20 protein-coding genes are annotated in these 24,360 nt (G+C 56.8%); 16 read left to right on the top strand and 4 right to left on the bottom strand.

Translation table 11 applies throughout. The annotated features are described in order from the left end of the window. The first annotated feature begins 135 nt into the window (after window positions 1-135). From ACTRXA_RS08445 to ACTRXA_RS08435, 3 genes are all read left to right on the top strand, one after another. On the top strand, window positions 136-1,095 hold the full coding sequence (locus tag ACTRXA_RS08445; RefSeq protein ID WP_442426770.1) for an NAD-dependent epimerase/dehydratase family protein: 960 nt from the start codon (window positions 136-138) through the stop codon (window positions 1,093-1,095). A gap of 61 nt (window positions 1,096-1,156) precedes the next feature. After that, window positions 1,157-1,654 carry a thiamine pyrophosphate-binding protein gene (locus ACTRXA_RS08440; RefSeq protein WP_442426769.1) on the top strand — a complete coding sequence of 166 codons (498 nt, stop codon included), beginning with the start codon at window positions 1,157-1,159 and terminating at the stop codon, window positions 1,652-1,654. After that, window positions 1,641-2,201 carry a thiamine pyrophosphate-dependent enzyme gene (locus ACTRXA_RS08435; protein WP_442426768.1) on the top strand — a complete coding sequence of 187 codons (561 nt, stop codon included), beginning with the start codon at window positions 1,641-1,643 and terminating at the stop codon, window positions 2,199-2,201. The genes ACTRXA_RS08440 and ACTRXA_RS08435 overlap by 14 nt, the downstream gene beginning before the upstream one ends. A 118-nt stretch (window positions 2,202-2,319) precedes the next feature. Here the strand turns inward: ACTRXA_RS08435 and ACTRXA_RS08430 are convergent, their stop codons facing one another. Next, the gene (locus ACTRXA_RS08430; RefSeq protein WP_442426767.1) at window positions 2,320-2,709 is read right to left on the bottom strand and encodes a flagellar protein FlaG; all 390 of its coding nucleotides are present in this window, start codon (window positions 2,707-2,709) and stop codon (window positions 2,320-2,322) included. Between the two features lie 345 nt (window positions 2,710-3,054). Between ACTRXA_RS08430 and ACTRXA_RS08425 the strand changes: the two genes are divergently transcribed. Further along, a complete protein-coding gene (locus tag ACTRXA_RS08425; protein ID WP_442426766.1) occupies window positions 3,055-4,806 on the top strand; it encodes an ABC transporter ATP-binding protein in 1,752 nt (583 codons plus the stop codon). 130 nt (window positions 4,807-4,936) lie between these two features. Further along, window positions 4,937-7,102 carry an alpha-amylase/4-alpha-glucanotransferase domain-containing protein gene (locus tag ACTRXA_RS08420; RefSeq protein WP_442426765.1) on the top strand — a complete coding sequence of 722 codons (2,166 nt, stop codon included), beginning with the start codon at window positions 4,937-4,939 and terminating at the stop codon, window positions 7,100-7,102. Window positions 7,103-7,146: 44 nt separating this feature from the next. Here ACTRXA_RS08420 and ACTRXA_RS08415 read toward each other — a convergent pair whose 3' ends face one another. Further along, on the bottom strand, window positions 7,147-7,563 hold the full coding sequence (locus ACTRXA_RS08415; RefSeq protein WP_005007458.1) for a helix-turn-helix domain-containing protein: 417 nt from the start codon (window positions 7,561-7,563) through the stop codon (window positions 7,147-7,149). Between the two features lie 694 nt (window positions 7,564-8,257). Then, on the bottom strand, window positions 8,258-9,358 hold the full coding sequence (gene nagZ, locus ACTRXA_RS08410; RefSeq protein ID WP_442426764.1) for a beta-N-acetylhexosaminidase: 1,101 nt from the start codon (window positions 9,356-9,358) through the stop codon (window positions 8,258-8,260). Window positions 9,359-9,563: 205 nt separating this feature from the next. Here nagZ and ACTRXA_RS08405 point away from each other — a divergent pair, with 205 nt between their 5' ends. The 3 genes from ACTRXA_RS08405 to ACTRXA_RS08395 all read left to right on the top strand — a co-directional run bounded on the left by ACTRXA_RS08405 (window position 9,564) and on the right by ACTRXA_RS08395 (window position 13,096). Then, window positions 9,564-10,817 (top strand): beta-ketoacyl-[acyl-carrier-protein] synthase family protein, encoded by a 1,254-nt coding sequence (locus ACTRXA_RS08405; protein ID WP_442426763.1) that lies wholly within the window; start codon window positions 9,564-9,566, stop codon window positions 10,815-10,817. A gap of 249 nt (window positions 10,818-11,066) precedes the next feature. Then, a complete protein-coding gene (locus tag ACTRXA_RS08400) occupies window positions 11,067-11,330 on the top strand; it encodes a hypothetical protein (protein WP_442426762.1) in 264 nt (87 codons plus the stop codon). 317 nt (window positions 11,331-11,647) lie between these two features. Next, window positions 11,648-13,096, top strand: coding sequence for a hypothetical protein (locus ACTRXA_RS08395; protein ID WP_442426761.1), 1,449 nt, complete (start codon window positions 11,648-11,650; stop codon window positions 13,094-13,096). Window positions 13,097-13,319: 223 nt separating this feature from the next. Here ACTRXA_RS08395 and miaB read toward each other — a convergent pair whose 3' ends face one another. After that, the gene (gene miaB / locus ACTRXA_RS08390; RefSeq protein WP_442426760.1) at window positions 13,320-14,678 is read right to left on the bottom strand and encodes a tRNA (N6-isopentenyl adenosine(37)-C2)-methylthiotransferase MiaB; all 1,359 of its coding nucleotides are present in this window, start codon (window positions 14,676-14,678) and stop codon (window positions 13,320-13,322) included. A gap of 404 nt (window positions 14,679-15,082) precedes the next feature. Here miaB and ACTRXA_RS08385 point away from each other — a divergent pair, with 404 nt between their 5' ends. From ACTRXA_RS08385 to ACTRXA_RS08350, 8 genes are all read left to right on the top strand, one after another. Continuing rightward, entirely contained in the window at window positions 15,083-15,382 is a 300-nt protein-coding gene (locus ACTRXA_RS08385) for a helix-turn-helix transcriptional regulator (protein WP_442426759.1), read from the top strand. A gap of 158 nt (window positions 15,383-15,540) precedes the next feature. Then, a complete protein-coding gene (pilM, locus tag ACTRXA_RS08380; RefSeq protein WP_442426758.1) occupies window positions 15,541-16,659 on the top strand; it encodes a type IV pilus assembly protein PilM in 1,119 nt (372 codons plus the stop codon). 3 nt (window positions 16,660-16,662) lie between these two features. After that, entirely contained in the window at window positions 16,663-17,337 is a 675-nt protein-coding gene (locus tag ACTRXA_RS08375) for a PilN domain-containing protein (protein ID WP_442426757.1), read from the top strand. A 3-nt stretch (window positions 17,338-17,340) separates the two neighbouring features. After that, window positions 17,341-17,979, top strand: coding sequence for a type 4a pilus biogenesis protein PilO (locus ACTRXA_RS08370; protein WP_442426756.1), 639 nt, complete (start codon window positions 17,341-17,343; stop codon window positions 17,977-17,979). 21 nt (window positions 17,980-18,000) lie between these two features. After that, entirely contained in the window at window positions 18,001-19,554 is a 1,554-nt protein-coding gene (locus tag ACTRXA_RS08365) for a pilus assembly protein PilP (protein WP_442426755.1), read from the top strand. A gap of 10 nt (window positions 19,555-19,564) precedes the next feature. Beyond that, window positions 19,565-21,421 (top strand): type IV pilus secretin PilQ, encoded by a 1,857-nt coding sequence (pilQ, locus tag ACTRXA_RS08360; protein WP_442426754.1) that lies wholly within the window; start codon window positions 19,565-19,567, stop codon window positions 21,419-21,421. Between the two features lie 6 nt (window positions 21,422-21,427). Then, complete coding sequence (gene aroB / locus ACTRXA_RS08355) at window positions 21,428-22,507, top strand: 3-dehydroquinate synthase (protein ID WP_442426753.1); 1,080 nt, start codon at window positions 21,428-21,430, stop codon at window positions 22,505-22,507. 222 nt (window positions 22,508-22,729) lie between these two features. Next, window positions 22,730-24,217: an aldehyde dehydrogenase family protein gene (locus ACTRXA_RS08350; protein ID WP_442426752.1), complete on the top strand. Its 1,488-nt coding sequence runs from the start codon at window positions 22,730-22,732 to the stop codon at window positions 24,215-24,217. Window positions 24,218-24,360: the final 143 nt, after the last annotated feature.

The following is a 24,360-nucleotide window of genomic DNA, read 5'->3' as shown; positions in this document are numbered from 1 at the left end:
GCCACCATAATTGGTCCATCCTGAAGAGGTCGTGTCGTCCCGCGGCTTGGACCGCATCCGTTTGAGGGCGACTCTCCCAAAGAAATGGCAACCCGGCGGAGCCCGCCGGTTAAGGAAAGGCTCGGAGGTTTTTTCATGAAGATTGCAATGACCGGCATCACCGGCATGGTCGGGTCCCACCTGATCAACAAGCTCCACGGCAAAAAGTCCGGTGAGGAAGACCCGAAACTCGGTCCGGCCAATTTCGACGTGCGTGCCCTCATCCGCGAAGGCAGCGTGGTGGAGCACCTCAAGCCGTTTGAAGAAGTGGATTACGTCATCGGCGGGCTGGAGGACAAGGAATCCCTGAACAAGCTGGTGGAAGGCCGCGACGTGGTCATTCATCTTGCGCATTTTCCCGGCCCGGTGCAGACCGCCGACCAGCTGGTGAACGTGAATGTCAGCGGATCGTTTGACCTGCTGGAAGCGGCGCGCCGCGCCAAGGTGAAGCAGTTCATCTTTATAAGTGCGTGCAACGTGTTCGGCCAGGTCCTTCCTACGGTCAATGAAGAGCACCCGCTGGACGAAACGCATCCCGTTCAGCCCGGTACGCTGTACGGGTCCATCAAGTCGGCGATCGAATCGTTCTGCTTTTTCTTCCAGAAGAGCCGTTATTTCGACGTCACCATCTTCCGTCCGGTGCTCATTTACGGCGTTCGACCGGAGATTCAGAAATCCGAGTGGTTCAACACCGTCGATTTCCTCGCCACCAATTACAACGTGGATGTGAAGGGAAGCACCAAGTACGTGTCCATCGATTCCGTGGTGCAGGGCATCGTCAACAGCCTCGGCAACAAGGACTGCGCGGGCAAGGTGTACCACCTGGTGGACGACCACATCCACAATATGGAACTGGCGAAGATGATTGCGGAGACCATCGACTCGTTCGGCGAGGTCGAGGGCACGATGGGCGAGAACGGCGTTCCCATGTCCAACCAGGCGGCGCGCGACCTGGGTGTCACCTTTCGCGGCCGCGACGGCATCCTCGATTACATCAAGAAAATCCACGAACTGCAGATGACCTACGGAGGCGAGCGCAAGATCGAGAACTGGTGAGCGTCGGCTCCCGTTCGATCGTCGTCTCATCAAGCCCCATCACCCTTCGCACACACTCGACATGCTGGCATCCGATTCCTTTATTGAAAAATTAAGAGAGCGCGGGTACGACTTCTTTACCGGAGTGCCGTGTTCGCTGTTGTCCGGTCTCATCTCCGCCCTGGAAGCACGCGAAGATGTATCGTATTTTCCGTCGGTGCGGGAGGATGCGGCGGTGGGCCTGTGCGCGGGTGCGTTCATGGCCGGCAAAAAACCGGTGCTTCTCATGCAGAACTCCGGCCTCGGTTACAGCCTGAATGCCTTCACTTCACTCAACCTCATTTACAACCTGCCGGTGCTGGTGATCATGAGCTGGCGTGGGTGCGGTGGCAAGGACGCGCCGGAACACATCATCATGGGCGACGTGAATGAAAAACTGCTGGACACGGCGGGCATGATGCACGAGGTGATCGGCGAGGACAACGTCGATTCCCTGCTGTCGCAGGCGGAAGACGCCTACGCCAAACACCTGCCCTACACCCTGCTGGTCAAGAAAGGCATGTTCGATGAAAGGCATTGAGGTTTACCGGGAACTCGCGCCCCTGCTGAAGGACGAACCGGTGGTGTGCGCCAACGGGTACATCAGCCGCGAATTTTTCAACGTGGACGACCGCAAGGGCAATTTTTACATGATCGGGTCGATGGGCCTGGCGTCCTCCATCGGCCTGGGTGTGGCCATGGCGCGGCCCGACCGAAAGACGATCATCCTCGACGGAGACGGCAACGTGCTGATGGCGATGGGGACCCTGGCGATGATCGCCGCCGCCCAGCCGAAAAACCTCCTGCACATCTGCATCGACAACGAGGTGTACGAGTCCACCGGAAAACAGCGGTCCCTTTCCAATATGATCCGGCTGGAAGAAGTGGCGAAGAGTTCCGGTTACACGCAGGTCCTGCGCGTGACGAAGAAAGAAGAGTTGAAGCCCGCCTACGAAAAGCTGTATGCCGCCGAAGGCCCCACGTTCCTTTTGGTGAAGGTTGAGCCGGGATTCGATCCCGGAACGGGCCGGGTGACGCACACTCCAGAGGAAATAAAAAACCGGTTCATGGAAGCGGTCGCCGGGTAGCGATCCCCTCCACAAACCGGTGTCCGTGCCGGTGGGTATTTATTCTGGCTGTGCGATGGGCGTGAAAGTCCCCCCTGTTGAAGACAGCCTGATTGCCATTGCCTGGAGGGCGTGCAAATCAGCCGTCCTCGCGCTGTTCCTCGATGATCTCGCTCATCGCCTGTTTCAGACGAAGGTGATCTTCGGAGGGAACCTGCCGGACCACTTCATTGCTTTCCGGGTCCACGAACTTGACCACCAGCCGATGGTCTTCCGTGACGTCGCGCACCGCTTTGGTCGGCGCAAACGGGTTGCCGGATTCCGATCCGGGCCGGTTGGCTCCGGAGGCTCGCAAGCCGCGCGTGGAAAGCGATACGGTGTCGCCCCTGGCATTCTGTTTGCCGGATGCCACCTGGTTTGCAGCCTGGGACGCCTGCGCTGTCGCCGCAGGACGGGCCGTCGCAGACTGGGAGGCCGGTTTGACCGGTACCAGGTTGGAAATCGCGGTTGGATTGACTTCTGCTGCCATGTTGCATCACCTCACATTTCATTTCGCTCTAAAATGGTGCTTTGGAACTTCAATTAAGGCTCCTTTTTGGGGGGCCATACATTGGTTCCGTACATCTCAACGGCAGGAACAGGTTCCGACTTGAGGGGTGTTCCTGATTTTTTTTCAATAAAATGCGGGATTCCGAAACGGGGCCGGGTGCACCATGAAAGCCATTGATTTCAGGGTGATTTTTATTGAATCTCCAGTCAGGGATTTGTTGAATTGAGGGCGCCTTTGGCGGTATGATGAGCGATTTCAAACGACAGCCTGCTGAAAAGAGAGCCAACGGGGGAGACCCCTCTTTTTCTGGGTGATATCCGGTTCATGAAAGAATTTTCCAAAATCCTGCATTATGCCAGGCCCTACACGAAAAACATCGTGCTGGCCTTTTTGTGCCTGGCCCTGACTTCGGTCATCACCCTGATCCTGCCGCTCATCGTGCGCAACATGATCAATGCCGTGGTGGTGCAGAACAATGTGGAGGCGCTCAACAGCCTGACGTTCGACCTCGTCGTCATCATCACGTTCCAGATGGTTTTCGGCGTGACCACCAACTACATCCTGGGCTTTGTCGGCAACCGCATCACCGCCGACTTCCGCATGGAGTTTTTCGCGCACATCCAGAAGCTGTCGCTGTCGTTTTTTCATTCCCGGCGGGTGGGTGAAATCCTGTCTCGCATGGGCAACGACATCACCGTCATCCAGAAAGCCCTCGTCACCATTCCGGTCGCCGTTTTCCGGCAGACCATCACCCTGCTCGGCGGGCTGGCCATTATCATTTACCTGAACTGGAAGCTGACCGGGCTCATCCTGCTCATTTTGCCGCCGCTCATGCTGTTTGCGCGGGTGTTTGGCAAGCGGCTCAAGGACCTGTCGGCACAGGTGCAGGACCGGCTGGCCAACGCGACGGTGGTGCTCGAGGAGATGGTGTCGTCCATCAAGGTGGTCAAGTCCTACACGCGCGAACCGTATGAGCAGAAACGGTTCGAGGAGGGCATCGAGGACGCCTTCGACGCCGAAGTGAAGAAAGTGAAAATTTCGGCGGCGTTCGGTCCGTTCATCCTGTTTCTCACCTTTCTGGTCTCGACCGCGCTGGTGTGGTACGGCGGCCGGCAGGTGATGCTGGGTGCGACCACACCGGGCGAACTGGCGGCGTTTTTCCTGTACGCCATCATCATTGCCGGGCCGATAGGCACCTTCGTCCGCCTGTACACGCAGATCCAGGAGGCGTTGGGCGCCATCCGCCGGGTGTACGAGATCATGGACCTGAAACCGATCGTCCAGCAACCGGAGAACCCGGTGGTGCTGGAGCGCATCGACGGGCGGATCGAATTCGATCACGTCACCTTCGGATATTCGCCGGAGCGGCCGGTGATCGAGGACGTGACCTTGCACATCCAGCCCGGCGAGCGCGTGGCGCTGGTGGGTCCGAGCGGCGCGGGCAAGTCCACCCTCATCCAGTTGTTGCACCGTTTCTTCGACGTCAACCAGGGCGCCATTCGCGTGGACGGGCAGGATGTGCGTGATCTGGACCTCACGGCGTATCTGAAACAGGTGGCGCTGGTGCCGCAGGAAACGCACCTGTTCGGCGGCACCGTGCGCGAAAACATCCTTTACGGCAAACTCGACGCGACGGAAGAGGAGCTGCAACGCGCCGCGAAAACCGCCAATGCCGAAGCTTTCATCCGGAATCTGGAAAAGGGTTACGACACCATTGTCGGCGAAAAAGGCGTGAAGCTTTCCGGTGGCGAACGCCAGCGCGTGGCCATCGCCCGTGCCATGCTGAAAGACCCGCGCATCCTCGTGCTGGACGAGGCGACCTCGTCGCTCGACACCCAGTCGGAGCACCTCATCAGCGAAGCGCTGGAGCAGCTGATGAAAGGCAGGACGACGTTCATCATCGCGCACCGGTTGAGCACCGTGCACAACGCCGACAAGATCGTGGTCCTGGAAAAAGGCCGCGTGGTGGAGGTCGGCACCCACACCGAACTGATGGCAAAGGAAGGTTTGTACTACCACCTCTACACTCTGCGCCTGTTCGACGACGCGCCCTTGACGCTGGAAGAAGAAACCTGATTTCGGCCGGGCCGTTCCAGCGCGATCCCTTTCCCCATCCTCAAACAGATTTTTCGTGTTTCCCCGCCGGGTTTTGAATTAAGCTGTGTGGGTCGATCTCTTCATCATCCCCCTTTTAAAAGATGTTTTCATGCAAAAGCTGAAACTGCTGTTTGGCGTGCACAACCACCAGCCCGTGGGCAACTTCGACCACGTGTTCGAGGAGTTGTTCGAGAAAAGTTACAGGCCCTATTTCGATGTGCTGGAACCGTTCGAGCACCTGCGCACGGCGGCGCACTTCACCGGGCCGCTTCTGGAATGGATGCAGAAGCACCGCCCGGATTTTTTCAAGCGCCTGCGCGGCATGGCGCAGTCGGGTCGCCTGGAAATCATGAGCGGGGGATTCTATGAACCCATCCTGTCCAGCCTGCCGGAAGAAGACGCCGTCGGTCAGATCCGCATGATGAACGAATTCATCGAAACCGAGTTCGGCCAGGCGCCGCGCGGACTGTGGCTGGCCGAACGCATCTGGTCGCCGACGCTCCCCAGCCTCCTTGCGCAGGCAGGCATCGAGTACACGGTGCTTGACGACACGCATTTTTATTACGCCGGTCTGGAGACAGACCAGATCTCCGGTCACTACATCACCGAAAATCAGGGACACGCGCTCAAGGTATTTCCCATCAGCAAAACCCTGCGTTATTCCATTCCCTTCGACCTGCCTGAGAAAACCATCGAGTATCTGAAACGTTTTCGCGATGAGAACGGTTTCGACGCCGTCACCTACGCCGACGACGGCGAGAAGTTCGGCGGCTGGCCGGAAACGTACGATTGGGTTTACGAGAAGGGGTATTTGAAAAACCTGTTCGGGGCGCTGGAGGCGAACCGCGACTGGCTGGAGACGGTGACCTTCGGCGACTACATCCAGAGCACGCCGCCGGTGGGACGGGTGTACCTGCCGATGGCATCCTATGATGAGATGATGGAGTGGGCCCTGCCGCACCGCGCCGCCTCGCGTTTCGAGGACCTGAAGGCGCAAATGAAAGAGCGGGGGATGGATGAAGACGGCTATCGCACGTTTTTAAGAGGCGGGCAGTGGGACAACTTCCTCACCAAGTACGAGGAAAGCAACCTCATGCACAAGAAAATGCTCTACGTGAGCCGGAAGGTGCATCGCCTGACCCCCGAACAGCAGAAGGAAAGCGGCGCGTTGCGGGAACTGTACCGGGGCCAGTGCAACTGTGCCCAGTGGCACGGCCTGTTCGGCGGACTGTACCTGAATTATTTGAGGCATGCCTTGTACAACCACCTCATTGCGGCGGAGAACATCGCCGACGATTTGCTGGATGGAAACGACCACGGGCTGAATGTGGACGTGCTCGACTACAACCATGACGGGCACGAAGAGGTGATCGTGTCCAATCCGCTGATGACGACGGGCATCGTCCCGGCCTGCGGCGGCGCGCTTTTCGAACTGGACTTTCGTCCCGTGTGCTTCAACCTGAGCAACGTGCTCAAGCGCCGGGAAGAAGCGTATCACCGGCGGCTGGAGACGGCGGAAGCGACGCACGCCGGGGACGAGGCGACACCCGCTTCCATTCATGACCGGGTGCGGGTGAAGGAAGCCGGGCTGAAGGACCGCCTGTTCTACGATGTGCAGGAACGGTATTCGTTCATAGAACGCTTCCTGCCTCTCGATACCACGTTGGAGGCAATGAAATCCAGCCGCTACCGGGAGCTTGGAGATTTTGTCGGGAAACCGTATACGGTGGTTCGGAAGATAGAAAACGGAACGCATGCCGCCCTCGAGCTGGAACTCCAGCGGGAGGGAAGGGTGGTGGATGACGCCGGGGTTCACCCGGTGAATTTGAACAAGCGGTACGTGTTTTCACCCGACCGGGGGGAGATGACGGTTGCCGTGACGGTGGCCAACACCGGAGACCGGGTGCTGAAGGTGCTGTGGGCCGAGGAGTTCAACTTCACGCTGCTGGCCGGCGATGCACCGGACCGCTATTACGTGTCCCCCGGGTTTGGCTCCGAACGGCCGCGCATGAACAGCGAAGGTGAATTGGAAAAGGCGGGGAGTTTCGGTCTGCGTGACGAGGCTTTCGGATTTGCCTTGTTACTGGAAAGTCAAGTGAAGGCCCGGTGGTGGTGGTACCCGGTCGAGACCGTTTCGCAGTCGGAAGAAGGCTTTGAGCGCACCTACCAGGGTTCCTGCCTGCTGAATTTGAATGCTTTACAGTTGAATGCGGGAGAGAAGGTTGAAACGGTGTGGCAGTTGAAATTGCGGGTGGAAGGCGAAGAAATGCCTTGAATTGAAGGGGTTTTTCCTGAGGTGGAATCCCTCGGGCCAGAGGCTCATTCCCCGGGGTCGGCTCCGTTGACAAATCCGATCAGGTGCGCCCGCTTTTCCAGCCCGCCCTTTTTGTATATGCGGACCACCTTCTCAATCACCTCGCGCAGTTTTTGATCTTCCCCATACTGCTCCAGCATGGAGCTGACCATTCCCTCCTCCTGAGCCGAACCGGTTTCATCGCGGGTCATTGGGCCTTTCCCGGTCAGCAGCCAGACTATATTGAGGTTGGAAAACTGGTACAACTTGGCAATGGTGTCGGCAGACGGAAGGGATTTTTCGTTTTCAATATCCGACAACGACCCCTGGGATATTTTGATGAGCTTGGCCAGCTCGTAAGATTTCATCGGGATGGTTTTTCGCCACTGACGCAGGCGTGACCCCAGATGTTTGGCGGTACCTTTATGTTTTTTTTCCGGCATATTGGTGTACTTGGTTGTTAGTTAGACAGAAAGTGGTACCTAAATGCATGGAATCCAAGTGTCATTATGGAATAAATCCACTTTTATTCTCATTGAAAATAAACTTTACCTGAATGCTGGCGGATTTCGGTTCGCTTCCCCTAAGCGGGCTGTAACCTCCGCATTAAAAAATAACTTAATATCTACTCTAGCCATTCCAGCGTTTTCGTCAATCAAAACATTGAAAGTCGGGGCTTAACGTATATATGCCCAGGTCCCCGGACTTCGGGGGATTAGGGGTGGGTCCAGGTATTATTTGGCATCCCGAATGGCTGGCCTCGGATATGTTTATCGGTTTTCCAAATGCAGCATTTGGGTACTAGGTAATACTATGCGCATAGTATAAATACTATGTTTATGATTTTGAACTTGTTTTCTAGGGCTCTCAATAGTCAGGTTTATATTTTGGGTCGTTCCTGAACGAGGGGGCGGCACATAAATATTCAAAAATAATCCCTTTTCCCAACTTTTGGGAAAGTAGAAAACGGACCCCATATTAGGCTTGTCGATATGAATTTTTTTTTGCCGGGCTTGTTAAATTTTTGCCCAAAGAGACATATGTATCGAGTCAATAAGTGTTGGCTGGTCGAAAAAGCGGCCAAAGTCTGTAAGTGAATACAAAGATATGATTAATTAAGGATTTTGTAGCCCGGGTTCAAGCCGAGGACTCGGCCGCCTGTCGCAGGCGGTCCGCAATGGGCTGATGGTAGGAGGTCCAGCCCGCCGGTTCCGGCGGCTGTTCGGGAGCCGGTTTCAGTTTTTCCTTCATTCGAAGCAACCGCTCGACGGAGCTCTCAATGCGGGTGCGGTCGATGCGGCCGCTTTCCACTCCCCGAATCAGCTGGTCTTGCAGGGCCTCCACCTTGTCGCGGTGATGGCAGATCAGGAACACGTCCAGCCCCGCTTCCACCCCGCGTTCGGCGAAGGTGTCGAATGAAAAGTGCTGGTCCACGGCCTTCATCTCCAGGTCGTCGGAGATGATCACGCCCTCGAAACCCAACTGGCCGCGAAGAATCTCCTGCAGGATACGCGGCGAAAACGTGGCGGGCAGGGCTTCATCCCACGCAGGATACATGACGTGGGCGGTCATGATCGCTTCCAGTCCGTGCTGGATAGAGTGGGCGAACGGGGCCAGCTCCACCTGGTTCAGCCCGCTTTCATCCCTTTCCACCCACGGCAGGTCGTGGTGTGAATCGAGGTGGGTATCCCCGTGGCCGGGAAAATGCTTGCCGACAGGGAGAACTCCGGAATCGCGGCACCCATTCATGAACGCCACCGCCAGCACTCCGGCCCAGTGCGGGTCTGTGCTGAACGCACGGTCCCCAATCACCGGGTTGTCGGCATTGGTGTGGACATCGAGCACCGGGGCGTAATCCATGTTGACGCCAACATCAAAAAGTTCCCGGGTGAGCGCCCGGCCGAACTCATAGGCAAGGTCTTCAGACCGTATGCGGTCCAGCCCGATCGCCGGGGGGAATTCCGTGAACGGTGCTTTCAGGCGGGCCACCCGGCCCCCTTCCTGGTCCACGGAAACAAACAGCGGCAGGCCAGTGGACGACGCGGCTGCCACCTGTTGCAGGTCCCGCGTCAGCGCGTGCAATTGCTGGGGGTTCTCGTAATTGCGGTCGAACAGAATCAGTCCGCCGATGTGACGGTTGAGGATCAGGTCCTCGGTTTCGCGGGTGACGCGGGTGCCCTCGAACCCGGAAATCAACATCTGCCCGGTCTGTTCGCGAATGGATAAATTCAGTTTCAACGGCGGCGCGCTCCTAAGGGGGATCCCGCAAACGGACGGCTTGTGTTCCGGCAAAGCATAGCACTAAATCCGGGAAGTGAGAATATTTCCGAGCGTGCCTGGCATAAGGTCTGCTCCCGGTTCAAGGCTCAGCCGTATATAATAGAAGCTTTGGGTGTGGTAGAATCCCACCTTCATCTTATTTCTGTTTGCCATAAATGAGGTTATGTTTCCAAGACGCGTGGTGATCACCGGCCTGGGTGTCGTCAGCCCCAACGGCATCGGTAAAGACACATTCTGGCAGAATACCTGCAATGGGGTCAGCGGTATCGACCGCATCCGGAGTTTCGATCCCGAGGGATTGGATTGCATGATCGCCGGGGAGGTGACGGACTTTGATCCGCGGCGGTATTACGGCGAAGCCGAACTCAAAAAACTGCCGAGGTCGGTGCCTCTTTGCGTGGCGGCGGCCACGGAGGCGTTCGAGGACGCGGGGATCAACTTCAAGGATTTTGAGGAAGAGGATTTCGAAAGCCTGGGCGTGCTGGTGGGCACGGGTGGCTCCGGTTTCGATTTCTCGGAGAAACAGTTCGCGTTTTATTATTCCGACGACCGCCACAAGATCAGCCCCTACGCCATTTCAAACTCGCTGGTCGGCATGTTGTCGAGCGAGGTGTCGATGCGTTTCGGTTTGCAGGGGCGGAGCCACGTCATCTCCAACGGGTGCACCAGTTCGACCGATGCCATGGGCTACGCTTTCAACGCCATCCGTTTCGGGCAGGAAGACTGGTTTCTGACCGGCGGCGTGGAGGCCTGTGTGACGCCGGCGATGATGACCGGCTTCCAGCGCATGCGCGCCAACCCCGTTCACTTCAACGGGGATCCGACGAGAGGGTCGCGCCCCTTCAACCGGGACCGCGAGGGTTTCGTGCTGGCGGAAGGCAGCTGGATGCTGGTGCTGGAGGACCTGGAGCACGCGCTGAAACGCAGGGCCAAGGTGTACGCGGAAATAATCGGTTACGGCACCACCTGCGACGCCTATCACCGCGTGGCCATCATGCCGGATGGCAAACAGTCCACGCGCGCACTCAAACTGGCGCTCAAGGACGCACGGCTGAGCGACATGGACGTGGATTACATCAATTTCCACGGAACCTCGACCGTCATCAATGACAAAATTGAAACCCATGCGGTGAAGCAGGCCCTGAACGGGTATGCGATGCAGATTCCGGTGAGCTCCACCAAATCGATGGTCGGGCATCCGCAGGGGGCCTCGGGGGCGCTCGGGGTCACGGTGACGGCGCTTTCGCTCAAGCAGGGAGTGCTGACGCCGACCATCAACCTGGAGAACCCCGACCCGGAATGCGATATGGACTACATCGCCAATGAAAGCCGCGAAACCTCCATACGCACCGCCATCAGCAACTGCATCTCCTTCGGCTCGAAAAACTCCGCCCTCGTCCTGCGCAAATTCGAGTAGGCGTGGCCTGCAGCAAGAGGGCTGATCCCCGGTGATCCCCGCGATGGTTTATGGTGCAGGCCGACGGTCCTGACCGGTTTCCCCTTTGCAGGGGGTAGAATGTATCCGCCGGACGAGGGTTGGTTTGGTCCGGACCACGCCCGGCAGGTGCAACCCGGTTGAACTCCGTTCCGGGGAATTCTATAATGGGACCCAACTCAAAGATACGAGATCAGGTTTCAACTGTTTATTATAAATAAGGAGTGCGTCATGTCTGAACAGCACGCTCACGACATAGAAATCAATTACCGGAAAATTTTCGCGCGTCTGCGCACCCGAAAAAAGTTCGCGATCCAGTCCATCGAAGGGACCAGGGTCATCGTGGAGCAGGACGAGGAAATCTGTGGGCAGAAGGAACCGCGTACGTTCGAGTTCAACAGCGAAAAAGAGCTGGAACAGTTTGTCACCCAGGAAAACCAGATCGAGCGTGACATCGAGTCTCAACTGTCCGGCAACCAGATGCCCTATCGTTGATCCGTCAACCACGGAAAAAACGATCGAAGCAATTGCTCATTGCCTCACCCGGTTCGTTTCGCTTGAATGGAGAACGACCGGGTGACGGATGCAGGATGAACTTCCAGTATTCTTCCCTTTTCATTCGTTTGCTTTCCTGAGTAAACAGGGGTACACACCGAAAAAAAATTGTGCTAGCATTTGTCCAGCACATCGGGTCGCAGATTCCCACAAGCGGCCCATCATAGCCTGCCTTGACTCAACGGGAAGCATTCCTGCCGATCCGGTTTCAATTCGTTTTTCATGGAACCCTAACCGAACCGGATTCTTTAAACTACATGTCTCAGAGACTAACGCTTCAAACCCTTGCTGAAAATCTGATCCGCGAATCGCAGACCCCCTTCACATTGGAAGATTATGTTTCCCGCATTCAGGAACGCTGGCGGCGACGCATTGCACCGGACACACTGGACCACCTCAAGGCCAAGCTCAGCAACCACGATTATCTGATCGAGGTCGGCGACAACGACTTCCTTCCGTTCCGCCTCATTCTCAATCGGCTGGGACGGATTCCGCTGGTGATCAATCCCGGTTCAGTAGAACAGGAGAAAGGGCTCCTCGTCCCGGGTCACCGGCTGGCTCCCTTTGTTTCGTGCGAGCTGGATGAAGGGGAACTGGTGTTTGTCGATGCCGAAGGCCGCGACGTTCCCAAAAAACGCAAAACTTTTTTCATTGAGGACGTGATCCCGTTTTTTCAGTATTGCGACGAGCGGCATTTTCCGGACCAGATCAAAGTCAACCAGTTCGTTCCCGGTAAAAGCATGCTCACCCTCACGGCTTGGGACGTGAGGCCGCTTTACTCTGCCTACGGCCTGAAACCGGGCGATGCCCTGCAGGCGCGTTTGGAGGATTACCGCGGTGGGGTGTTTTCCCTGCATCCGTACCCGGCGGAAAAAGGGAGGGAAGACCGCATTCGCCTGCGCTCGTTGTACATTGCTCTCGAACGGGTGTTGTCGGATTTGTTCACGCGGAAACGGCAGAGCCCCGACCGGCTGGACAAACAGCTTCTCTATGCGCTGTTCACCCTGGCCGAAAGACGGGTGGAGATCCCTGCGTTCTCCCTGCCGGAGATGGTGGAAAACCTCAACCGCATGCACGTGGTGCGCGATGAGGTGCGGGGCATTCACATGGCACCGGCCCATCCTGCGGGACCGGATCCGTACGTGTGGGAAGCGGTGGAGCAAACCCCAAGCGGGCGGACGGGATCGCTTGCTGAAATTTTCGAAGACATGGGCCTCGCGTTCAACGATCTCGAGTTCAAGGCCATCCTGGTTTCGATGATGGCGACGGACGACTTCGATATTGAAGCCGTGTTCGATCTGCTCTTCGGCGCCAAGCGCGATCGCTTTTATGACGACCGGCAGCACAAGGCCTTCTACCGCTACCTGCGCAAAATGTTGCAGGGGATCTGCGAGGACCTGCAATGCCCGGAACCGAAACCGGTGTCCGATATCCGCAACGAGACGGTGGGCATCAAGCTGCGTCTCATCCAGATTTTGCGTTACCTGGAATCCCAGATGGTGAACCTGGAAGACCTCCCCGCGGAAATGCTGGAAGTGCTGGCGGACCTGGACGAATTCTGCACCGAGACTCTGGAAAAACTTTCCGACCGGTTGAACCCTCCGGATGTGAAGTCCATTCGCGATATGCGCCTGACCCTCCACATGATCGGTCCCGACGCCGACCTCCTCGAGGAAGACATCTACAACAACCTGGGAATTTATTAACCGGGCGTGGCCCGGTGCAAACACGCTGTTGCTTGTTGGGCGGACGATAGCCTGTGGGCGCGGGCGTGGCCCGGTGCAAACCCGCGGTTGCTTTGGGGACTCTCCGGGGAATCCGTGGGCCCCATACCAAGCTCCTCCCCTTTTCCCGAAGAGCCGCACACGACCAGGCAACTTTTTAAAGAGTCTTTAAAGTTGATTTGGTGGGAGTACGAAAAGGAAGGATTTACAACCCGACTGCTGTTGCGGGCGCGGTTTTGGCAACGAACTCGCCTTTGAGGACATGACCCTGCGCGCTGTGCACGCGCACGCAGGCGAGGTCGCCCGTCTGCAATGCGTCTTCCCCACCTGAGAAAATCACCATCCAGTATTCCGGGTTGCGGCCTTTGAAGGTCATGTTCTGGCGTGACGTGCGGCTTTCAACCAATACCTCGACTTCCTCATCGAGAAACTTCTGGCTCAATCGATCGGTCAGCCGTGACTGCAGGTCGATGGTGGCGTGCAGGCGGCGTTTCTTTTCTTCATCCGGCACGGAGTCTTCATACAGCGCGGCGGGGGTGTTGGGTCGCGGACTGTAGGCGAACATGTAGCTGTTGCTGTAGCCCACCTTCTCCATCAGCCGAAGCGTGTCCTCGAACTCGCTTTCCGTCTCTCCGGGAAAACCGACGATGATGTCGGTGGACAGCGCGATGCCCGGCACCGCGTCTTTCAACGCGTCAATCTGTTCCATGTACTCCGCCACGGTGTGACTGCGCCGCATGCGGTCCAGGATGCGGTCGTTTCCGGACTGCACCGGCAGGTGCAGGTGGTTGACCAGCTTGTCGAGATCGCGGAACGCCCGGATGGTTTCCGGTGTGAAGTCGCGCGGATGACTGGTGGTGAAGCGCAAACGCTCGACGCCCGGAATGTCCGCCACGCCGTAGAGCAGTTCATGGAAAGCCACCGGTTTTTCGAGACCCCGTTTGCCGTAGGCGTTGACGTTCTGGCCGAGAAGAATGATCTCCCTCGCGCCCTGGTCCACCAGCTGGCGGACCTCCTCATAGATCTCCGACGCTTCCCGCGATTTCTCCCGCCCGCGGGTGAACGGCACCACGCAGAATGAGCAGAACTTGTCGCACCCCTTGATGATGTTGATGAAGGCGCTGGGTCCGGGAGGTTTCACCGGCGCCACTACGGGGATGGAGTAGTGTTTCTCGCGGTCGAACTCCGTCCAGGAAAGCGGTTTGCCCTCGCGGCGGACGCGATCGACCGCCAGCGGAATGTCCTCCACCGCGTCGGGTCCGATGATGAAATCCAGAAACGGCATGCGTTTCAGCAGGGATTCCTGTTCCTGTTGCGCCAGGCAACCCGCAAGGCCGAACAGCAGGTCCGGGTTCTGTTTCTTGAGCGGGCGGAACGAACCGAACAGCGAATACACCTTCTGTTCCGCTTTCTCCCGGATCGAGCAGGTGTTGACGAGGATGAGGTCCGCGTCCTCCGCGTGTTGCGTGCGGGTGTAGCCCGAGTGGAACAGCAGAAGCTCCATGCGGTCGGTATCCGCCACGTTCATCTGGCAGCCGAAGGTTTCGAGGTAAACGTGTTTCATGGCGGAAGATTGTAGCGGAATTGCCGGTTCATTCCAACCGGCATTTGGAGCGAGGGGGGGGAGTGCGTCCCTCGAGGCTCGGGAATCCCCCCCGCCCGCCCAGGGCAAAAAGGGGGGTGGTTGAGGAAAAATCACCGAAGCCCTTTTTGCCGTGCCGGGGAAGCGCGGGCGGCTGGCAATCCCGCGCACAGAGCGGATCTGCGGCCCGTCCGGCGGCGGGGGCGGCAGAAAGAAATTTGTTTAAATTTATATAAATTAATATTAATAGCAATTAATTCAAAAAAATTATTGACATAATAATAAACATTCAAGTATATTGATTAGCATCCGTAAAAATTGAATAGCAACTACATTTAAGTCATGCGCAATTCGTCCCATTTTTTTAGCCAAAGGAGGGGAATATTGTGGCCAGTGTGAATAATGTCCGCAAAATCCGCGAGTCGAAGATGATGAGCAAGGCCGAGCTCGCACGGAAAGCCAGTGTCACCGTGCAAACCATCGACCGGATTGAAAAAGGGAACGATTGCCGCTTGGACACCAAACGCAAAATCATACTTGCACTCGGGTACAAACTGGGGGAGCGCTCGAAAGTCTTTGGGGAGGAAGCGTCTGCAGACGACCGGGCATCCAGCCAGGTCAAGACCAAATCCAAATCCAAGGTCAAGGTGCGTCGCCAGGCCGGAAAGGGGAAAAGGCAGGCATGATTCCGAACGGAGTTCAACGGTTTCATCAATCAACAGGGCACTGCCAGCAAGGTCGCAGGTGCCGTTTCGAAATAAAGCAGGAGGAGGGGACCGGGTTTCCGGCTCACCGGACGGTTCCCGTAAAGAGCGCAACCTAACTCATACGCAGAGGACGTTACATGTTTCTTTCGGCCAAAACTCCGTTGTTGGCTATTGATATCGGGTCGCATTCCATCAAGGTCGCCCAGCTCGATGGGGATCCGGGAAAGTTTGAGTTGAAAAACTTCGGACTCATGCCCCTGGAACCGGAATCGGTGACGGAGGGAGTGGTGCGCGATGAAGAGCAGGTCTCCGACGCCCTCACCCGTCTTCTGGCCGCGGAAAAGATTAACAACCGGTTTGCGGTTGTTTCCGTTTCCGGTGAGGCGGTGATGATCAAAAAGATCAAGGTGCCCGCTCTGCCGGAGGAAGACCTGGCTGAAGCCATCCAGGAGGAGGCGGAACAGTACATTCCCTTCGACATCGACGACGTGCGCATCGACTACCAGATTCTGGAACCAAGCATGGCATTCGACGAGCATGAATTTGAAGATGAGGAGGAAGAGAAGCTGGACATCCTGCTGGTTGCTGTGCAGAACGAAATCATCGACAGCCGTCTGGCGGTGCTCGCGGCCGCCGGCCTGAAACCGGTCATTGTCGACCTCGACGTGTTCGCCATCGTCAACGCTCTTGGCAATTCCAGAAATGTGAAGGACATGGGTTCGGTGGCATTGCTGGATCTGGGACATACGTTCACTCACCTCAATATTCTGATGGACGGCGTCAGCACCTTCACCCGCGACATACCGGTGGGTGGCGGCTTGTGCACGAAAAACCTGGTGAGCCGTTTCCAGCTGGAACCCAAAGATGCCGAGGCCCTCAAGTACGGCGTTCTTCCGGAAGAGATGGAAAAGGACGATGTGATCAATGTCATCCTCGATTCTATCGATCCGATCATCGAGGAACTCCATAAGGCTTTCGAGTTTTTCAGCTCCACCTCCAACAGCCAGGTGGAGAAGGTGTTTGTCATGGGAGGGGGTGCGTTGATTCCGGGGGTGGATGGATTTATCGCCGATCGCATGGCGGTGCCTGTGGAATTGTTCGATCCGTTTGAGTCCATCAAGATTCCGTCGACTTTTGACAAGAAAGCCCTGGCGCACATGGCACCCATGTCCGCAGTCGCCATCGGGCTTGCTTCGAGACGGTTCGATTACCTGGAACAGATGGAGTCCAAGAAAAAAGAACAAAAGGTGAAATAATTCATGAATCTCATTCGCGTCAATCTATACGACTACCAGCGCATTGTCCGGGAAATCATCATTCAAAAGCTGTTTGCCGGCATTGTGAGCGCCGGCTTGCTCGCAGGCGTGGCCTGCTTTCTGGTGTGGGCATGGCAGCTGGTCACCGTTGCGCAGCTGGAAGGCGATATCGAGGAAGTGCAGTCCCAGGTGAACGCGTTGACCCCGGATTACAGGAAAGTCCAGAAGCTCAAAAAGAAAAAGGAACGTTACGGGGACATCATCAAGGGAATCGACGGGCTTCGTACCAAGCGCAGCCGCACCACCGAGTTGCTGGAAGACCTGGGGCAGAGCCTCCCGGACGGGGTTTGGCTGACGGTGGTGGAGCAGCGAACGCTGGACGACCTGGCCAATATCCCGGATCTTTTTCTCGGCGTCAACAAGGCCGCCATCAATGAAGAGAAGGCCAATGCGGAGAAGGAAGGGCGCGAACACGAACCACACCAGTTTATCCAGATCACGGGCCAGGGGGACGACCATCAGGCCATCGTTCATTTCGTGGAGAGACTGAGGGAGCTTCCCTACTTCGACCATGTGATGCTGGCCCGGACCGAGCAGAAGTGGAAAAAGAATTATCCGGTCAAGGAATTCATCATTTACAGTCACGTACTCAAACTCGACGCTCCGCAAAAGGGATGATCCATGGATAAAATTTTAGACAAGATTCCATACGACAAACTGGATCGGTTCCAGAAACCCCAGGCCATCATGGTGGGAGCGGCGCTGTGCTTCGGCATTTTTATTGCCTATTATCTTTTAATTTACAGTGCCTACCAGGATGAGTATCGCGAACTGGAAACCAAGATGAGTAAAACCGAGGACAAGCTGAAACTGTACCAGCAGGAAGTGTCGCAGAAGGAATTGATCACCAAACAGGTCGCCACGCTTTCGGGTACGCTGGTGGAAAAGAAACGCCAGCTTCCGCTGGTTGAGCAACTGCCCACGCTGTTGAACAAAATTTCGGATGTGGGCCGGTTCCTGGACGTGAACATTGTGACGTTCCGGCTGGATGAAGCGTCCGAAAAGAAATTTTACAAGGAAATCCCCATCACCATGACCATCACCGGGGATTACTACCATACGGCCGGTTTCTTTGACACGTTGCAGAGCCTGTTGCGCATGGTGAATATTTCCAAGCTCAAAATGGTTCGGGAGACCACCCAGGTTCCTGTGAAAGGCGATATGGGTGAGGCTCAACGCAAGTCGGTCCTTTTGCTGAAGACGGACATTCAGGCGAAAACGTTTGCATACATTGAAGGCTCCGAGAAAGAGGGTGAATAAAGCCATATGTGGAACGCGACGATGAAAACGCAGACACAATATTTAAACGGATTCCCGGACACCCGCGGTGTGCGCTGGTTCGTGGCGGCCCTGATGGCGGCCTGGATGGTTCTTGCCGTGTGGGTCCCGGAACTCCAGGCGGCCAGAACGCAAAACAAGACTTCACTCGTTCGGCAGTTGTTCGTGCTAAGCGGATCCCAGAAGGAAAAGGCTCTGGTGGCGCGCATGACCATGGAACCATCCGTGTTCACCAATCCGAACCTGCTGTCATCGTTGGGGCTTTCAAGAGAGCACATCACCCTCATCAATGAAGTGTACGAGGGAGCGTTCAACACCAACGAGTTTTACAACACCAAATTCCGGGCCCTTCGAGATGGTTTCAACCGAACGCACATCCGCCGGGCCATCCGGTTTTTCCGTTCGCCGCTGGGGCGCCGTATCGCTGCGCTGGACTCCAGCTATGTGAAGCGATGGGGCGAATACGAAAGCTTTCTCAAGCGCATCACGTCACACCCTCCGGACAAAAAACGCCTGGAGTTGATGGACCGTTTGGAGAAAGCCAAGTCGCAGGTGGATTACGATATCAAGTTCAAGGCATCGATGCTTCGTACCGTGGCGCCGCTGAACGATTTCTTCGCCGTAGGCAGCGCCGAAAAGCTGGTCATGAAGTTGAAGATGGAAATGCGCGACCATCAGCGGTCCCTGCACATCATCGACAACCTGTTCCGCTACAAAGCCCTCAGCGACCGTGATGTCGAACGCATGGTCCGGTTTTATGAATCGCCCGAAGGGCGCTGGTACAACCGTATGGACCAGGAGGGCAACGCCGCAGGTATCGCCAGAATGAATCGGCGGGCGGAAAGTGCCTTGAAAGAAGTGGTGCGACGGCTCAAATCCACGAAAGAAGATTTTGACACTCTCAAAGCCGTGTTCGCTCCCGGTCTGCGCTACATGTTCACGGACAAACGGGATCCCTTCGTGCCTCAGATTGATGAAGTGGATATTGAAGCCATTCAGAAGCAGATGCAGGAAGACAAGGACCGGCGGGAACGCATGAAGGAAAGAATGGAAGAGAAACAGTTGTTCCGAAGCCGTATGGACCAGGAACTGGGAACCCTTCCGTCGATTCCTTACGAGGTCTACCGCGCAGTCAAACGAACGGACCCGAGACTCCATTCCGACCTCGAATACTATGCGGCGCTGTTTAAGAACAAGAAAGAGCTGCGGGACATGAGTAAGGACGAGGTTGTCGAGGAAATCAGCAATTACAAGAACCTGATTGAAAAGGCCAGTGGGGTTGGGTCCATGCAGATCGGGTCCGACCTGCAGAATGAACTGGGTCAATTGAAACTGTCCGGCCTCATCTGGAACGGTCAGGAGACCGTTGCCTTGGTGGAGACCCCGGATACTTTCGGACATACCATCCGCGTCGGTTCTCTGCTTGGACCGCGTTACGGCGTGGTCGAAGCCATTGATCAGGAAAAGATCACCATTATTGAACGTATCCGCGATTATCAGGGCAACATCCGGACCCAAACCCGATATCTGGAGTTTACTAAACCGGCCGATGAATGAGGAGCGTGTTGTGAAAACCAAAAACATGAAAATTCATATCTCTTGTTTGACCGCCGTCGTGATGGCTGTGTGCCTGACGGCGTTCCCGGTTTTCGGCGCCACGGGGGACAAGGGCCACACCTCCGTCAAGCCGGAAAACATGAAGGGGATTTCTGTCACCAAATCCGGGAAAACCATCAATGGAAAAAAAGGAAAGGTCTGGAATGTCGCCCAGATGACCGAAGAGGCGCCCGCTTCGGCCATAAACGAAATTCAGAACCTGACCGCGGACCAGCAAGGCGACGAAACTTCCATTCAGCTCCAGATCAGCGGCTCGGTGAATTACACTGCCTTCAAACTGGAAAACCCGCTCCGCCTGGTGCTGGACTTTCCGGGAACGTCTCAGGGCATGCTGAGCGGAGCCATCCAGGTCAACAAGGGAGTGGTCAGTACGGTCACCCCGACGTACTTTGAAGAAGCCAAAGTGCTGCGCCTGGAGATCGGTCTCAACCAGACCGCCAGTTACGAAATCGTCAAAACCGGACCCAACAGCCTGGACGTCCGCATTCAGGCCGCTTCCATGGAAGCAGGAAACAAGGACACCCGCACCGCCTCCTCGTTTGAGGAAGAAATGGGCATGGCCAGCGGAGAACAGGAAAGCTCCCTTTATGAATCGGGATCCAAGGCCAGCGTGGAAGACACCTGCGGCAACCTGCTGGGTGGACAGAAGGAACGCTATACCTTCGACTTCCAGGACGCGAGCCTGAAAAACATTTTCCGTATCATTTCCGATGTCAGCGGATTCAACGTGGTGTTGTCTCCGGACGTGAGTGGAAATGTCAATGTCCGCCTGGTGGATGTCGGCTGGAATACGGCTCTTGAATTGATACTGGACAACTACGGGCTTGCCCGCAAATGCCAGAAAAACATCATTCGCATTGCACCCAAGGCGGCGCTGGAGGAAGCCAAGAAATCCGAACCGCTGGTGACCGAGATGATCCGCATCAGTTACGCGGACATCGAGGAGATGGTGAAGAACCTGGAAAAAATCAAGTCGATCGACCGGGGCCAGATCTCCTCCGACACCCGCACCAACACGTTGATCCTCACCGACATTGAGGACAAGATCGAGGAAATGGTGTCGGTGATCCGGACGCTGGATATCCGAACCCCGCAGGTCATGATCGAGTCGCGTATCATCGAGATCGCGCGGTCGTTCACCCAGGACCTCGGACTGCAATGGACGTTGAACAATAACATCGACGTGGCCAACCCGGGCTTCCCGACCACGCTGAACGGCGAGTTCGTGGTGGACCTCGCCGCCAACGTGGCCAACCCCGCCGGCCTGTACACCCTGACCATGAGCGATGCGGACCACCAGTTGCAGTTGATCCTGGCCGCAGCCGAAAGTGAGGGTAAATCGCGGACCATTGCGAATCCCAAGGTCACCACGCTGGATAACAAGGAAGCCAAGATCCGCAGTGGCCGGGAGATCCCATATCAGACTTTCTCCGCGAACGAAGGTACCAAGATCGAGTTCGTCGATGCGGAAATCAACCTGACGGTAAAACCGCACATCACGGCGGAAGAGGACGTGTACATGAAGATCACTGCCACCCAGAACCAGGCCGACTTTGGTCAGCAGGTCAACGGCGTACCGACCATCATCACCAAGGAAGCCAATTCCGAAGTGCTGGTGGACAACGGTGCCACGGTGGTGCTGGGCGGCCTTTTCCAGCAGGAAATCAACGAAGCCCGCGTGCGGGTGCCATACCTGCACCAGATTCCGATTCTCGGTTATCTCTTCAAGAATCGTTCGCAAGATGATACCATCTCGGAATTACTGATTTTCGTTACGCCCACCATCGTGCGGGAAAACATCGAATAGGATTCAATGAAAGTTTTGAGGATAGATCTGGCCGACAGGAGTTACGACATCCTGATCGGCCAGAATCTATTTGGCACCATCAGCGGCCGCGTGCCTTCGCTTGCCGGTTTGCGCCGCGCCGTGATCGTCACCCATCCGTCCATCCGCGCCTTGTACGGCCCTGCGCTGGAGGCCGGCCTGAAACAGGCCGGCATCGAAAACCGCATCGTGGAAATTCCGCAGGGCGAGGCGCACAAAACGCTGGCCAGCGCCGGGGTGGTGTATGACCACCTCATGCAACACGCCTACGACCGCAACACGTTGATGGTCGCTTTGGGCGGTGGCGTCATTGGCGACCTCACCGGCTTCGTCGCCGCCACCTATCAACGCGGCGTGCCGTTTCTGCAGGTGCCCACCACCCTGCTGTCGCAGGTGGACAGCAGCGTCGGCGGCAAAACCGCTGTCAACCACCCGCTCGGCAAAAACATGATCGGCGCGTTCTACCAGCCGCGCGCCGTCATCATCGACCTCAACACCTTGAAGACCCTCCCCTCCGACGAGTTTCGCGCCGGCATGGCCGAGATCATCAAGTACGGGGTCATCGAGGACCCCGATTTGTTCAAGTATCTCGAGGACAACGTGGATGCGATCCAGTCCCAGGACCCGCAGGCCCTCACCCACATCATCGAAACCTCGTGTGCCATCAAGGCGCGGGTGGTCGAAAAGGACGAGCGCGAAAGCAATTACCGCATGGTGCTCAATTACGGCCATACCGTCGGCCACGCCGTGGAAGCCCTCACCGAATACACGCAATACAAACACGGCGAGGCCGTGGCCATCGGCATGGTGATCGCGGCGCGCCTGTCGCACCAGATGGGATACTGCGACGCCGCTACGGTGGAGCGGATCACGAAACTCATCGACCGCTACGGCCTGCCCACCGCGCTTCCGGAATTTCCAGCCCGCGCTTACATCGAGTCCATGTACCGCGACAAAAAAGCGCGCGAAAAGAAGATTCGCTTCATCCTCGTCTGCTCCCTGGGGCAGGTGGAAATCGTGGACGCCGTCCCCGAGACGGAACTGGAAAAAGTTTTGATTTCCAAGTGATTGGCCCGGACCAGGACGCCCCTTCCGGTCCGCTTGACTTCCCTTCATCATTTACCTATATTCCAATTGAGCGGTGATTCAACCGCGTTTTCTTTTCCAGGCCCCGGTTTTCCATGAACCCGGGCTTTCATGGGTCTCCGGAGGGTTCCGGCCTGTGTCAACGATCGATCTCCTTTCGCTCCGCCAGTCTTATCTCAACGCATTTCCATTCGGAGGTGTTGCATGACCAAGGAATACAAAAACTACATCAACGGCAAATGGGTGGCCTCATCCAGCGGCGAGATTTTTGAAAACACCAACCCCGCCAACTGCAACCAGGTGCTGGGACGGTTTCAGAAATCGAACAAGAAGGATGTGGACAAGGCCGTCGCCGCCGCGGCCAAGGCCAAAAAGATGTGGCGGGAAACCCCTGCGCCCAAACGCGGCGAGATCATGTACAAGGTCGCCGAACTGTTGGTGAAGCACAAGGAATCGCTGGCTCAGGACATGACGAAGGAAATGGGAAAGATCATCTCCGAGACGCGCGGCGACGTGCAGGAGGCGATCGACCTCACCTACTTCGCCGCGGGCGAAGGCCGGCGCATGGCCGGGGAAACGGTTCCCTCCGAACTCAGGAACAAATTCGCCATGTCGGTGCGGATGCCGCTGGGCGTCGTCGCCTGCGTCACGCCGTGGAACTTTCCGCTCGCCATCCCGTCCTGGAAACTGATTCCGGCACTCATCTGCGGCAACACCGCGGTCATCAAACCGGCGGAAGACACGCCGCTGACCGTGGTCAACTTCATGAACATTTTCGAGAAGGCGGGACTGCCCCCCGGCGTGGTCAACATGGTCACGGGTTTCGGACCCGACGCGGGTGCGCCGCTGGTCGAGCACAAGGATGTGGACATGGTGTCGTTCACCGGTTCCACGCAGACCGGGGCCGGCATCGCCAGCGCCTGCGCCCAGAGGATGAAGCAGTACTCGCTGGAGATGGGCGGCAAAAACGCCATTATCATCATGGACGACGCCAACCTGAGCCTCGCTCTGGAGGGGGTGATGTTCGGTGCGTTCGGCACCACCGGCCAGCGTTGCACGGCCTGCAGCCGAGTCGTCATCCACAAAAAAGTGGCAAAGAAGTTCACCGACATGTTGGTCGAGCGGGCGAAAAAGCTGAAACTCGGGAACGGCCTCGAAGAGAAAGTGGACATGGGTCCGCTCATCAACGACAGGGCGCGAGAGAAGGTTCACCGCTACGTGCAGATCGGCAAGGACGAAGGTGCGAAACTGCTGACCGGCGGCAATTACGCCAACGGCAAGGCCCTCAAGAACGGCTGGTTTTACCAGCCTACGGTGTTTGCCGATGTCGATCCCAAAATGCGCATCGCGCAGGAGGAGATCTTCGGTCCCGTGGTCGGCGTCATCGCCTGCAGCAGTTTTGAGGAGGCGGTGGACATCGTCAACGATTCCTCCTATGGATTGTCTTCAGCGATCTACACGCAGGACGTCAACCGCGCGTTCAAGGCCGTCGAAACTCTGCAAACCGGACTGACCTACGTCAACGCATCGACCATCGGTGCGGAAATCCAGTTGCCGTTCGGCGGCATCAAGGGAACGGGCAACGGCCATCGCGAGGTCGGTATCGCCGCGCTCGAAACCTTTTCGGAATGGAAGTCGGTGTTCGTCGATTACAGCGGCAAACTGCAGAAAGCCCAGATCGACCACGACTAACGGGCGTGGCCCGTGTCAGGCTGGGTGATGCCCGATGGGCGAAACGAGGGTCAGTGGCCCCGTTCGAAATATCAACTGTGCTATCGGACGCAGTCCGGGGCGGCCCCTCCGGCCAAATGGCTACGGCTCTTTCACTCCCTCCT

Origin of the sequence: Nitrospina sp. P1_D6 (assembly GCF_052156615.1) — a bacterium.
Classification (GTDB): domain Bacteria; phylum Nitrospinota; class Nitrospinia; order Nitrospinales; family Nitrospinaceae; genus Nitrospina.
This window is presented reverse-complemented; position numbering and strand designations above follow the sequence as displayed.